The sequence below is a fragment of the Paenibacillus thalictri genome (assembly GCF_004307995.1).
Lineage (GTDB): Bacteria > Bacillota > Bacilli > Paenibacillales > NBRC-103111 > Paenibacillus_AF > Paenibacillus_AF thalictri.
This window is the reverse complement of sequence record NZ_SIRE01000001.1, coordinates 32,814-46,196: the sequence shown is the minus strand read 5'-3', so window position 1 is coordinate 46,196 and position 13,383 is coordinate 32,814. Positions and strand designations below refer to the sequence as shown.

Here is a 13,383-nt window from a genome sequence, read left to right as displayed (position 1 = left end):
TCGTAGCTGATCTTTATTTACAAGGATAAACTGGATTCAAGCGATAATCAATTTGTATATAAACGTATTGGGGAGAGGATCGGCATGGCGATTTCCGCAGGTGTTGTACAGGGGAGCAAAGATGTGAAGATTCATGATGATTTTTGGAATCCATTCATTGAACTCGTTCGAGGAACGGTCATTCCGTATCAATGGGAAGCGCTCAACGACCGGATTCCGGGCGCCGAGCCTAGTTACGCGGTCCGCAATTTCCGGATTGCCGCAGGCATCCAAAAAGGCGAATTCGGCGGCATGGTATTTCAGGACAGCGACCTCGCCAAATGGCTTGAAGCGGTCGGTTATTCGCTGGCGAACCATCCCGATCCCGAGTTGGAGCGTACGGCAGATGATGTGATCGAGCTGATCGCCAAGGCTCAGCATGACAACGGTTATCTCAACACGTATTTTACGCTAAAAGAGCCCGGCAAACAGTGGACGAATCTTCACGAGGCTCACGAGCTGTACTGCGCCGGACATATGATCGAAGCGGCGGTCGCTTATTACGAAGCGACCGGCAAACGCAAGATGCTTGATGTGGTATGCAGGTTCGTCGATCATATTGCAGCCGTGTTCGGGCGCGAGCCGGGGAAGCTGAGGGGCTACGACGGCCATCAGGAGATCGAGCTGGCGCTCGTTAAGTTGTACCAAGCGACGGATGACGAGCGGCATTTGCGGCTGGCTCAGTTTTTTATCGACGAAAGGGGGACGGATCCGAATTTTCTGATCGAAGAATGCAGACAGCGGGAGGGCTATAGCCACTTTCAGAAAAAGCAGCTCCAGATTCCGACCGTCCGGCAGCTGGCGTACAACCAGGCGCATCAACCGGTCCGCGAGCAGGAGGTGGCGATCGGACATTCCGTGCGGGCGATGTACATGTATACCGCGATGGCCGATTTGGCCAAGCTGACCGGCGATGCCGAACTGCTCGCTGCGTGCCGGCGCTTGTGGCGGAACACGACGGGCAAGCAAATGTACATAACCGGCGGCATCGGCTCGACACACCATGGCGAAGCGTTCACCTTCGATTACGACTTGCCAAACGACACCATATACGCGGAGACCTGCGCTTCCATCGGGCTGATCTTTTTCGCCAGCCGGATGCTGCAGCTGGAGTCCAGAAGCGAATACGCCGACGTGCTGGAGCGTGCGCTCTATAACAACGTAATCGGCAGCATGTCGCGGGACGGCAAGCATTATTTTTACGTTAATCCGTTGGAAGTATGGCCTGAGGCTTCCGAGAGCAATCCGGGACGCCGCCATGTGAAGGCAGTGCGCCAGAAATGGTTCGGCTGCTCCTGCTGCCCTCCGAACGTGGCGCGGCTGCTCAGCTCGCTGAACAGATACATCTACACAGCCGCACCGGAGGCAAATAACGTGTTTGTCCATCTGTTCATCGGCAGCACGGCACAATTGGATCTGGCCGCCGGGCAAGTGGCGCTCCGGCAGCAATCGCGCCTGCCGTGGGAAGGGCATACGCGGTTGGAATTAACGGCGGCACCGCCGGATACGGCTGTTACGTTGTCGCTGCGCATTCCTTCATGGTGCGGCGGCCGCGCGGCGCTGAGCATCAATGGCGTACATGCGGATTACGAGACGGTAAACGGCTATGCCGCCGTGACCAGACAATGGACGCCAGGGGACATCATCGAATGGGAGCCTGCGCTGGAGGCGCGGCTGTCGGCGGCGCATCCGCAAATCCGCGCCAACGCGGGCAAAGCGGCGATCGAACGCGGACCGCTTGTTTATTGTTTGGAAGAAGCGGACAACGGCCGCCCGCTTGCTTCCTTGTCGCTTGTCGGCTCCTCCCGGCTTGAGGCAAGTTACCATGACGAACTGCTCGGCGGAGCCATAGTGATCGCAGCGGATGGGCACGCCGACGAACGCGATTCATGGCGGGACGAAGCTCTTTACCGGCCGTATGCCGAGGGGCGGACGCCGGAGCCGGTCAAGCTGCAGGCGATCCCATATTATTTATGGGGAAATCGCAGCCTTGGCGAAATGACGGTGTGGATTCGCGTAAACGGCTGATCTGCTTGAATAACCCCCGTGTCACGGGAGCGGGATACGTTGCGGGTCACAGCGAAGCTGGAGCTTTTCTTATGAGGCACCCCATTCAACGCGCCGAAAATAGCTCCACGAACCTAAAGGACCGTCAGGGATCTTCCCTGACGGTTTTTCTTGATTGCTTGAAATTGGGGATCAACGGTGAATTTATCCTTTGACGGACCCTGCAGTGACCTGCATAAAGGAACGGTTGGCGAATATATAGACGATCAATATAGGCAATAACGAGATGCAGGCTCCGGCCATCATGAGATGGGTTTGCGTAGCCGCGTTATAGCCGTAACGAAGATTGGCAAGACCTACGGTCAAAGTTTGCAGCTTCGGATTGGTCATCGTAAAAACAAGCGGTGTGATGTATTCATTCCAGGCGTTGCGGAATTGAAATAACGCGCCGACAGCAAGCCCGGGACGCAGCAAGGGCAACACAATGCGGAAAAAGACGCCGTAAAAGCTGCAGCCGTCAATGGTCGCGGCTTCGTCAAGCTCACGCGGAATTGCGCTGTAAAACCCGATAATCATAAAAAACACGGCGGCGTGCGAACCAAGCAATATGAGAATGATGCCCCACAAGCTGGCGTTCAGGTTCATGGCGACGATCAGTTCGAATTGCGGACGCAGGACAACGGCGCCGATCGAGATAAACATGGTGGAAGCTTGCAGCGCGGTATACATCCGTTTTCCCGGAAACGTTCTGCGGTTAACAACATATCCGGCCATGGCGGAAATAAGCAAAGCGATGATTGTCGTCATGGAGCTGATGAACAAGCTGTTCCATGAGAAACGGGCAAAATCGGCTTGCCTCCAGGCTTCGGCGTAATTGGAAAACCTCCACTCGTTCGGAAGCAGAGTTCCGCCTGCCGTCACTTCGGCATTCGTTTTCAGCGATCCGAGCACGGTGACAAGCAAGGGGAACAAAGTGAAGATAAGCACGGCTAACAAAAACAACCCTATGATAAGCTTGGACGGCAGCCGGTACAAGCGGCGCATGAAGGAGCCGGAGTGTCCGCCGACCGCAGTCTCGGCTGCGGAACGTCGCATCGTATCCAAAACATTCCCCCCCTTTCCTACGAATGATTCAAACGGCGTGATATGTGAAAATAGATCAGAGTTACAATGCCTACAATCAGCGCAGAGGTGAAGCCGACCGCGCTGCCGTAGCCGATCTGCTGGTTGACGGCCGATCCGGTGGAAACCGGGAAAAACAATTTGTAAACGTACAGGTACATCACTTCCGTGCGGCCCGCGGGACCGCCTTCGGTGATCAGCATAATGCTTTCATAGCCTTTTAACGAAATGAGAATGGCCAGCATAATAATCATTTGCAGCACCGGGCCAAGCATCGGAATCGTAATAAACCATAATTTCTGAGCGGCGTTTGCGCCATCGATTGAGGCGCTTTCGTATACGTCCTGCGGGATGCTTTGCAGGCCGGCGATAAACAGCAGCATGTAGTTGCCGACAGCTCCCCAAATGGCGACGATAATCAAAGTGAGCATCGCATAATCGGTGCCAAGCCAATCTATATTTCCTTGGATGATGCCGGTCCTTACAAGAAACTGATTTAAGATGCCGTTGTAAGAGTTGAAAATAAGAAAGAAAACAATGGAAATGACAGCTGTGCTAATCACCGTAGGCATGAAAAATACGGCTCTGAGAAATTGCCTTCCCTTGATTTTCTGATTCAGAATAACGGCCAGGATTAAGGCGACAGGTATCGTTACGATCAATTTGCCAAATGTATAGATGAAGGTGTTGGCTACCGACTGCCAATACAGCTTATCCTGCAGCAGCTTGGTGAAATTGCCGAAACCGGTAAATACCTCGTTTCCATATCCCGGATAATCGTATACCATGTAGCGCATGGCCCAAATAATCGGATAAACGGCGAATACCAAGGTGACTATCAAGCTTGGCAATAAAAAAGAGTAGGTTTCGCTATAATATCGTACTTTGTTCATCGAGACGATCCTCCCGCTGTTATTTCACAAGTTTCCCTTGCAGCTTCACAGGATCGAAATTCGGATCGGGCATCAGCTTGACTTCTCCTGATTGACGGGCTTTATCCAACGCTTGATTGTAGCGGTTATTCAAATCGGCGATCGTGACGTTCAAATCTCCTCCATCCAAAATATAGCGGAGGAAAGCGTCGCCATAGTTCATGCCGTCCACCGTAATGGTCGGAGGCGCGGGCTGCAGCGTATCGTATTTAGTCGGCAGAAACCCTTCGACACCTTCGAGTTGCGGTTTTTTGGCGTTAGCCAGAACAAATGGCACAAGCGAAGTGCCAAGCCCTTTTTCGTAATAAGAATTCAAAATTTCATCACTGTAGAGATATTGCAGAAACTTCCATGCTTCCGCTTTATGGGCCGATTTGCTGCTGAGCGACAGCCAGGAGCCTGCTTGTGTCAAACCGACAGCCCCGCGAATGTTTCCGTCGATCGTCGGCGGCATCGCCGCATCCCACTTGATTTTGGCCGGAAACTGCTGCTTATAGACGTTGGGTTCTGCGGATATGGATAGGTACATGCCGATTTTGCCTTCGGCAAACTGGGCGCGCAGCGGGTCGATGTCCAGCGATTCCGAACCGGGGAAGAAGCTGCCGTCTTTTTTCATCTGCCGGAATGCTTCGATAATCGGTTTATATCCGTTAAAATCGTATTTGCCCGATTTGAAATCGTAGCCGTACCCCGGATAACCGCTGAGCTCGGCAATGGCGCGCGGGGAACGTTCGATCGCGTTCAGCGAGCTTTTAAAATTTGCCGAAAACCCGTATGCCGCCCCTTTGCCCGCCTCGGTAATTTTTTTCGCGGCCGCCACAAGCTCATCCAACGTTTTTGGTGGAGACTGGATGCCGGCTTTTTCAAACAATTCTTTATTGTAAACAAGGCGATGCGTATAGCCATAGTTGGGCAAGGAATATAATTTACCGTCTTTTGTGTTAATTTCTTCAGCCAACACGGATTCAAATTTCTTTTTCATCTCGGCCGGGATGTAGGAGTCAAGAGGGTCCAAATAACCTTTCTTCAAAAACGGCATAAACGTGACATTGTTGACACGAATGATATCGGGCGCCTGATTGCTGGAGAAGGCGATGTCGACCGATTGCGGATAATTTTCCGCCATAATGGTCAGCTCGACTTCGATGTTGTCTTTGTTGGTTTTATTAAAACGGTCGACTTCATCACGAATTTGTTCGGAAAATCCCCGGTCCGGAGTCCAATATTTCAATTTGACTTTGGCATTGGAAGGAGCGGAAGCCGTGCCGGAATCCGCGGCGTTTTTCTCCGGGGCGCTGCTGCAAGCGGATGATAAGACGGCAAGACTCAGACATAAAAAGATGGAAGCGTTTCGTTTAGCAAACATAATAATCCTCCCAATTGACATGTTATCGCTGTGGCCACAACATGATTGTACATAAGTTGCCGATGAGCCAACGAGGGGGAATTTCACGATGTATCGGGGACAAAACAACGATTTTAATGAAATCGCTTTACCATCGGCCCATCCTGTAGGTAAAATAAACATAAATTCATGACGACAAGGAGAACTATGCCGATCCCACGTGTATTTCCCGCATTGTCCTTTAAAAATCGCATATGGCTCTCTTTTTTATTGCTTATTTTAATTGCAGTTTCTTCTTCGGGGGCTTTATCTCATATGATTGCAGCCCGCGTCTTGGAGAAAAACGTGACGGATTTAAATCGGAACGCGATTCGTAAATCGGCGCTTCTACTGGATGAACGGCTTAAAAAAATTACCGTCACCGCGATGTCCGGCATGCTGGACGATTCTTTTACAAGCACGATGAGAGATATCCGCTTAAGCAATCCCGGCTCTTATTTCGCCCATTTCGCCGAGCTGCAAAGCTGGTTTATGCTGATGAAGGTCAACGAGCCGGCAATTGAATCCGTGCTTGTCACGACGCCGATCGGCGACTTCTACCCTACTACCGAATTTCGCCTGTCCGAAAACTCGTTTCTGCAAAGCGGGATGTACCCGATCATTAAGGAGAAAAAACACAACGTCTGGGTTCCCGAGCATAAGGATATGTTTTTTGGCGGCAAACGCAGCGTTATTTCTCTTGTGATGGAACCGCTCATTGACGATCATACCCGTATGGACGGCGTTTATATCGTCGTGAACATCAATGTAAGCACTTTAATTGAAGCGCTGACCGATGAATGGGGAGTGTCCGCCGCCGATTTATATTTGATGACGTTAACCGGTTCCAATGTATTTACCTCCTTGCCATTTGCCCGGCCGTTTCTGCATAAGCCCGATTTTCTGGAACGCATCGCCGTTCCGGCGGCGCAGCCTTTTGTTTACCAAGATGCACGCAAAGATTATTTGGTCGATGTGGAGCGCATTCGTCTGACCGACGACTGGATTTTGGTCGGAGTGCGGCCAACTGACGATTTGTACAAACAGGTATCCGCTATCCAATGGACAACGGTGGCGATTATTAGCAGCTGCGGACTGCTGGCCTTATTGTTTTCGCGTGTAGTGACCTCTTATTTGCTGCGGCCTTTGGCGCAACTCGTGCAATTGATGAAGAAGGTGGAGGCCAGCGATCTTACCGTCCGTTTCGAGACTTCCCGGCATGACGAGATCGCCCTCGTAGGGAACCGGTTCAACCGCATGCTGGAAGAGATCGCTTTATTGATCGAAGGGATGAAAGCAGCCGACAGAAGCAAGCGGGTCGCCGAGATGAAAGCTTTGCAAGCGCAGATTAATCCCCACTTTTTATACAATACATTGTATACGATTTATTGGAAAGCGGAGCTGGCCCAATACGAAGATGTCAAGGAGATGACCTTCTCTTTATCCCAACTGTTTCAGCTTGGCTTAAATAGCGGCCGGGAAACGACGACGCTAGAGAAGGAAGTGCTGCATGTATCGGAGTATTTGGCGATTTTAAAAAAATGCTACGACGATTGGTTCGAATACGAGATTGATCTGGAGGAAGGACTGCAGCTCATGCGTTTACCGAAGCTGCTGCTTCAGCCGCTTGTGGAAAATACGGTTATGCACGGCTTCCAATCCCGCAAAAGCGGCGGGCGTATCGTAATTGGCATTAAACGCATCCGCGAGAAGATCAGCTTGACGGTCGAAGATAACGGCTGCGGGATGGATGCCGGAAAGGTGGAGGCGGCGGCGAAGTCGCCGGCGGGAGGCTCCTCGTCTTACGCGCTGCGAAATATTTATGAGCGGCTGCAGTTGTATTACGGTTCCGCCGCCGACCTGAACATCGAAAGCAATCCCGGGGTTCTGACAAAAGTGCAGCTTGTCGTTCCGCAGGATCATCAAGAATTGGAGTGGGAGGAAGCCGATGAGCGAAGAAACAACTTTATGCGTAATTGACGACATCAAGACGATCGTTGACGGCATCGCCAAGCAAATTCCGTGGCAGCGGCACGGTATCCGTGTGGTGGGAACGGCTACAAACGGTGAGGACGGGATGAGGCTGATCCGGGAAATCCGCCCGCATTTGATTATTACCGATATTCGGATGCCGGTTATGGACGGTTTGAGCATGATTGCACAGACAACGGGCGGGCTGCCTCATACCAAGGTGATCGTACTTAGCGGGTACAGCGAATTTGAAGACGCGCGAAGTGCCATGAGGCTTGGGGTATTCGATTATTTGGTTAAGCCGTTTCGGCCGGGGCAACTGGTGGAAGTTGTGCTGCGGGCCAAAGCCGAGCGGGAGAAGGAACTGGAACAGACGGAACGTCTGCAGGAGCTGGAGGGCAAGATGCGGGAAAGCTTGCCGCTGCTGCGGCAGGAATATTTGAAGATGCTGATCCGTTACAAAGCGAAGGAGCCGATGGCCCGGCAACGATGGTCTTTCCTGGAAATCCATTTTGAGCCGTCCGAGTTGTCTTTAATGCTGATTGAAATCGACAATTTCGCCAAAAAGGTGGAGCCGCTCCCGACGGGAGATACGGAGCTGATTCTGTTTGCCGTGCAAAATGTCGTCGAGGAAACGATGTCGCAGTGGGGTTCTCATGTGACATTCCGCGACCAAATCGGCAGATTTGTGTGTATCTTTCGCACAGAGGAAGGGCGGAACCCGGTGGAAATGGCGGAGGCTTGCTGCCGCAACGCGGCCTCTTATACGAGGCAAACGTTGTCGATCGGGCTCAGCCTGGAAACGGCCGGGCTTTCGGGATTGCCTCATTGTTACCGTCAGGCACAATCGGCTCTGGCTTGTCATTTCTATACCGAGGGCAATAGCGTGATCCGCTTCGGGGATCTAAAGATCAGCCCGTATATTCCCGTGTATGCTTCCGATTTGGAGGAAAAGGTCATCTTAAGTTTGGTGTCCGGCAATACGGATCGCGTCCGTTCCGTGCTTGCGGATGTGTTCCAGCAAATTCAAGACGAAGAAGTTCGGCCTGCGCCCGATTACATGGCCAGTACGTATTGGGAGCTGGCGAGAAAAATGGCGTATGCCGTTAAGTCGCGATTGTCCGCTGCCGACTTTGCCCCGATTGAACAAAAGCTGCAGTCCTTGTTGGACCCGGCCTATACGTTAAAGGAATGGCAGCAAACGCTGCTTGAGCTTGGCGGTGAAATTGCGCTGCGCTTTAAAACGCGAAAAAGAAACGATGCGGAAGAGCTGGTTCATGCGGCGATCGCTTATATCAAAGAGCATCTGCCACACAATTTGACCGTGCAGGATTGCGCCGATCATGTGCATACGAGTCCCTCTCACTTTGCCGCTTTATTTAAAAAGATGACCGGTCTGACGTTTGTTCAGTTCGTAATCGCGGAAAGGATCAAAGTAGCCCAGGAGTTGCTCTTATCCGGGTCCAGCGTCCAGAACGCGTCGGAGCGGCTCGGTTATGAGGATCTTAAATATTTCCGCGAATTGTTTAAGAAACATACGGGGATGACCCCTAGCGAGTTCAAGCAATTTTATCGTTAAAGAAAGTCCTTGTTCGCTAAAGCGCGAATGAGGATTTTTTTTGCTGTCGTGCGGAATCATACCAGCTCCAAAAACTGCTTCCGGTACTGGTAGGGAGTGACGGCCATCTTTTTCTTGAAAAACTGACAAAAATAAGATGTGTTTGTAAAGCCGATTTCCTGACCGATTTCGGTGACCGGTTTGGAGGAAGTTTTGAGCAGCAAGCATGCTTGATTGAGCCGTATGGCCATCAAGTAATCGGTTAAGGTGCCGCCTGTTTTTTGGCGAAATATGGCGGATATATGCTTTGGCGACAGATGCACATGCTTGCTTAGCTCGTCAATCGAAAAGGGTTCGTTATAATGCTCCTCCAGCCAGGCCATCATGCGCTCAACCTGACTTAAAGATCGGACGGACGGGGCATCGGGGTTTTCGTGTTTTGCCCAAAGCAGGCGCAATAAGCAGAGAAAGCGCATAATAAACAAGCCGTATTCCTCTGTTAATTTGTGATCAGGTACGAGATGTTTGCGTTCTTGAAGCTCCTCATACAAATGCACAAGCGGATGATCCGGTCCAATGTCGTAGAAGATTTGATTTTGCAGCTGATCCTTCCACAAGTGATAGAAGAAGCTCCTCAGCGAAGGAAAGGAAGCAAGATAAGATTCAAATAAAGACGGTTCAAATACCACATAGGAGCGGATATATTCGGCGGAGTCATCCTGATGGATCCGATGCAGCTGATACGGCTGAAAAATAATCAATGTCCCGCTTCTAAGCTCGTACATTCGGTGGTCCAGCATAATATGGCCTGTACCTTTATAAATGTAAATAAATTCCATGCCCTTGTGGGCGTGAAACTGGCCCGGATGCTTACGTTGTGCGCGAAAGGTAAAAAGAAAGTTGTTGGAATACAGATCTATATTTTCAATAAACTTCATCAAATCAACTCCGAATACCGTACTTTAACAACATTTTACCATCTAATAGCGAAAGTTTTAAAGCATAATTCATGATACATTTTTAATACAACCGGTTGAAAACGAATGGAGGTTCACTTCTATGAAAATAAGCATCATAGCAGACGAAATCAGTCAGGACCCGCATGCGGCGGTTTATATCGGCAGCCAGATGTGGAATGTCAATCAGTACGAGCTTCGGATGATCGAAGGAAAAAGGGTGCCCGATATTGATGACCGGCAGGTTGCACAGCTCGAGGTTATTAAGGAAAAATACGACATCGTATATTCTGCAATTGGAGCGGGATTGTTTAAATGCGAGCCGGACGATTCCGCAATTGAGCGGCAGTTCGAGAGGCTTGACAAAGCCATTCAGCTGGCCAAGCGGCTGGATGTCCGGACCATTACAGGGTTTGCTCTGCAAGATGCCCAAACCCACCGCTCCAAGGAATTCAGGGACAAAATGGTTCCGCATTTTCAAAAGGTTTGTAAGCGCATACAAGGGGAAGGGCTGCAGTTTGCCGTCGAGACGGAATATATGACCGGCGTGGAAACTGCGCGCGATGCGAGGGAATTGATCGATCAAGTACCCGGACTGAAAATAAACTGGGACCCGGCCAATGCGTGGGTAGCAGGGGAGCATCCGCTGGAAGGATATCCGCTTATACGAGATTGCATTGCCAATGTACATTGTAAGGATGCGGATTCAAAAGCGTGGCGCGAGCGCAATCCGTTTGTCGCTTTCGGCGACGGACTTGTTCCCTGGGACGAGATTATTCCGTTATTGCTGAGAGATTCATCCGTACAGACATTAACTGTGGAGACGCACATCGGTCCGCTCATACCTAAATCCGAGAAGTCGGTCCGCCGGCTGCGGGCGTTGATCCAAAGTATCAAAAACAATCAGTTAACTATTGAAAAAGGGGGAGCTCAATGAGTACATTAACTGCGGCATTAGTCGGCACGGGCGGGATTGCCAATGCGCTTCATATCCCTGCCCACCATGGGATTGAAGGCTCCACATTGAAATGGGTTTGCGATCTTGACGAGAACGTTGCGAAAAAGGTGGCGGAGCAATACGGCATTCCGAATTGGACGGGCAATTTGCAAGCCATACTTGCAGATCCGGAAGTGGATTGGGTAGATGTGGCCGTTCCAAACCGGTTCCATGAATCGGTAACGGTTCAGGCGCTGGAGGCGGGCAAACATGTGTTATGCCAGAAGCCAATGGCAGATTCTGCGGAGGCCGCACTGCGCATGGTGGACGCCGCCAAGAAGGCTGGCCGTCAGCTCGGTATTTACATGTGCTTTCGCGGTGACCCCGGGCTTCAATTGCTTCGCCGGCTGATTCGGGAAGGCGCGTTCGGAGGCATCATTTCCTTGCGCGGCAAAATGATTTCAGCGGGCGGCTTTAACTTGAAGGAAGGTCAGTGGAGGATGGACGACGCTTCGGGAGCGCTTGATTTGCTGGGCATCCATATGATTGATTTGTTTGCTTGGCTGCACAGCGAAATTGAATGGGTGCAAGCTTACACCAACACATTACACGCTCCGATGAAGGGAGACGATGTGACAACGGCGATCTATGGACTAAGCGGCGGAGTAACCGCCGTGATGGAAACGACCTACAGCTCGTACATTCACGGAGGCACACCGCTGTACATTTTGGATGTCAACGGAACGGCAGGTTCCGCCCAATATATTCTGGAAAGCGGCCGTATGACGATTCAGTTAAAGGATGATTTCACCGAAGGAAACATCGCTTATCAAGGAGGTACGATTTCGGAGTTCACGTTTGCTCATACACTATCAGGAGGCGGGGCGCTTCCTCATGTACATCAAGCTTTTGTGGATGCACTGCGGGACGGTAAACGGTTCGATATCGACGGCATGACCGGCTATCGCGCCATCCGAGTCATGGATTGTACACGTGAAGCGGCTGCGGCGGCTCGAAAAGTCATTATTTAATCTCTTCTAATCACAAGGAGGGTCTTCGATGAAAAATAAATGGATGTCAATGACGGCGACAGCCTTAATCCTGGCTGTTGGAACCTTAGGTTGTTCAAGCAGTGCGCCGGAGCCGAAAGCCGCAGGCGATAAACCGGCAGCGACGGCAGCGACGGATGCAAAAGTGAAAATACGCGTAGCATGGTGGGGATCTCAGGAACGGCACGACAAGACGCAAAAGGTCATCGATATGTTTATGAAGAAAAATCCGAACATCGAGGTCAGCGCCGAATTTGTCGGTTTTGACGACTATTTTAAAAAAATTAATACGCAAGCGGCCGGCGGCACTTTGCCCGATGTTATGCAGATGCACGAGGGCGTCATTAACGAATACGTGTCGCGGAATTTGTTTGTCGATTTGAATCCTTTCGTCGAGAAAGGCATTATTAACCTGAAAAACGTAGACGCCAGCTATTTGCCGGATAAAGTGAACGGTAAGCTGTGGGGCATCAATCTGGGTACTAATTCGGTGACGATGTTTTATGATCCTGCCGTATTCGAAAAAGCCGGTGTCGAGGAGTTAAAGCCTGGCTACACTTATGACGATTTTGCCAACACGCTTCGCAAAATTAAAGCCAAGATGGGTAAAGATTTTTATGGCATTACTTTGGACAACGGATATGACGGGTTTAAGCATTTCGTCCGCCAGAACGGCACGATGTTTTATTCTGCAGACGGGAAAAAGCTTGGCTACACGGACGATAAGGTATTTATCGACTACTACACTTATTGGCAGCAGCTCATGAAAGAGGAGCTTGCTCCGCCTCCTAACGTACAGGCCGAATTCAAAAACCTGGAAAACTCCTTGCTTGTTCACGGCAGAGCGGCTTTTCAGCCTGCGCAAAGCAACCAAATCGTCGCTTTGGCAAGCGCCGCCAAACGTCCGTTGAAAATGTTGGTGTATCCGACGCTTCCGGGCGGAAAGGAAGGGCATTTTTTGAAAGCGGCCATGTCCTTTGCAATCACAAGCCATTCGAAAAATCAGGAGGCTGCGGCGAAATTTATCGATTATTTTACTAACGATGTGGAGGCTAACGATGTATTGGCGGCTGAACGGGGAATTCCCATCTCGTCGGAAATCCGCAAAACCGTATCGGCTAAAATGCCCGATGTATCTAAACAAATGTTCTCGTATATCGAAGTCGCACAAAAATATTCCCGGGAAATCGATCCTCCCGCACCTGCCGGCGATAATGAAATTCGCACTCTGCTGGCTAATCTTCAAGAACAGATTAACTTTGGAAAATTGACGCCGGCCGATGGCGCCAAGCAGTTCCGCAAGGAAGCGGAGCAAATATTAGCCAGAGCCAACAAGTAAACATGAAGCTGCAGAACGCCGGGCCGTTCCTTCGGGGACGGCTAAACCGGCAAAAACAGGAGGAATGCGTATGCATCAAGCTAAAAGAT

10 protein-coding genes are annotated in these 13,383 nt (G+C 50.8%); 6 read left to right on the top strand and 4 right to left on the bottom strand.

Going from position 1 to position 13,383, the window contains the following annotated elements; translation table 11 throughout:
* Positions 1–84 precede the first annotated feature (84 nt).
* Complete coding sequence (locus EYB31_RS00165) at positions 85–2,067, top strand: glycoside hydrolase family 127 protein (protein ID WP_131011246.1); 1,983 nt, start codon at positions 85–87, stop codon at positions 2,065–2,067.
* Positions 2,068–2,250: 183 nt separating this feature from the next.
* On the opposite strand, the gene EYB31_RS00160 is transcribed toward EYB31_RS00165, so the two are convergent.
* The 3 genes from EYB31_RS00160 to EYB31_RS00150 form a co-directional block, all read right to left on the bottom strand.
* Positions 2,251–3,090: a carbohydrate ABC transporter permease gene (locus tag EYB31_RS00160; protein WP_170318197.1), complete on the bottom strand. Its 840-nt coding sequence runs from the start codon at positions 3,088–3,090 to the stop codon at positions 2,251–2,253.
* A gap of 77 nt (positions 3,091–3,167) precedes the next feature.
* A complete protein-coding gene (locus EYB31_RS00155; protein ID WP_131011245.1) occupies positions 3,168–4,061 on the bottom strand; it encodes a carbohydrate ABC transporter permease in 894 nt (297 codons plus the stop codon).
* Between the two features lie 19 nt (positions 4,062–4,080).
* Complete coding sequence (locus tag EYB31_RS00150) at positions 4,081–5,466, bottom strand: ABC transporter substrate-binding protein (protein WP_131011244.1); 1,386 nt, start codon at positions 5,464–5,466, stop codon at positions 4,081–4,083.
* 294 nt (positions 5,467–5,760) lie between these two features.
* Here EYB31_RS00150 and EYB31_RS00145 point away from each other — a divergent pair, with 294 nt between their 5' ends.
* Together EYB31_RS00145 and EYB31_RS00140 are read left to right on the top strand one after the other, a co-directional pair.
* The gene (locus EYB31_RS00145) at positions 5,761–7,464 is read left to right on the top strand and encodes a sensor histidine kinase (RefSeq protein WP_165452118.1); all 1,704 of its coding nucleotides are present in this window, start codon (positions 5,761–5,763) and stop codon (positions 7,462–7,464) included.
* Positions 7,433–9,034, top strand: a complete 1,602-nt coding sequence (locus tag EYB31_RS00140; protein WP_131011242.1) for a response regulator — start codon at positions 7,433–7,435, stop codon at positions 9,032–9,034. The genes EYB31_RS00145 and EYB31_RS00140 overlap by 32 nt, the downstream gene beginning before the upstream one ends.
* Positions 9,035–9,090: 56 nt before the next feature.
* On the opposite strand, the gene EYB31_RS00135 is transcribed toward EYB31_RS00140, so the two are convergent.
* Positions 9,091–9,951 carry an AraC family transcriptional regulator gene (locus EYB31_RS00135; RefSeq protein WP_131011241.1) on the bottom strand — a complete coding sequence of 287 codons (861 nt, stop codon included), beginning with the start codon at positions 9,949–9,951 and terminating at the stop codon, positions 9,091–9,093.
* Positions 9,952–10,072: 121 nt separating this feature from the next.
* On the opposite strand from EYB31_RS00135, the gene EYB31_RS00130 reads away from it, so the two are divergent.
* Genes EYB31_RS00130 through EYB31_RS00120 form a run of 3 tightly spaced genes read left to right on the top strand, consistent with a single transcriptional unit; the run spans position 10,073 to position 13,294 of the window.
* Positions 10,073–10,906, top strand: a complete 834-nt coding sequence (locus EYB31_RS00130; RefSeq protein ID WP_131011240.1) for a sugar phosphate isomerase/epimerase family protein — start codon at positions 10,073–10,075, stop codon at positions 10,904–10,906.
* Positions 10,903–11,937 (top strand): Gfo/Idh/MocA family protein, encoded by a 1,035-nt coding sequence (locus EYB31_RS00125; protein WP_131011239.1) that lies wholly within the window; start codon positions 10,903–10,905, stop codon positions 11,935–11,937. The genes EYB31_RS00130 and EYB31_RS00125 overlap by 4 nt, the downstream gene beginning before the upstream one ends.
* A 28-nt stretch (positions 11,938–11,965) precedes the next feature.
* On the top strand, positions 11,966–13,294 hold the full coding sequence (locus EYB31_RS00120; RefSeq protein ID WP_131011238.1) for an ABC transporter substrate-binding protein: 1,329 nt from the start codon (positions 11,966–11,968) through the stop codon (positions 13,292–13,294).
* Positions 13,295–13,383: the final 89 nt, after the last annotated feature.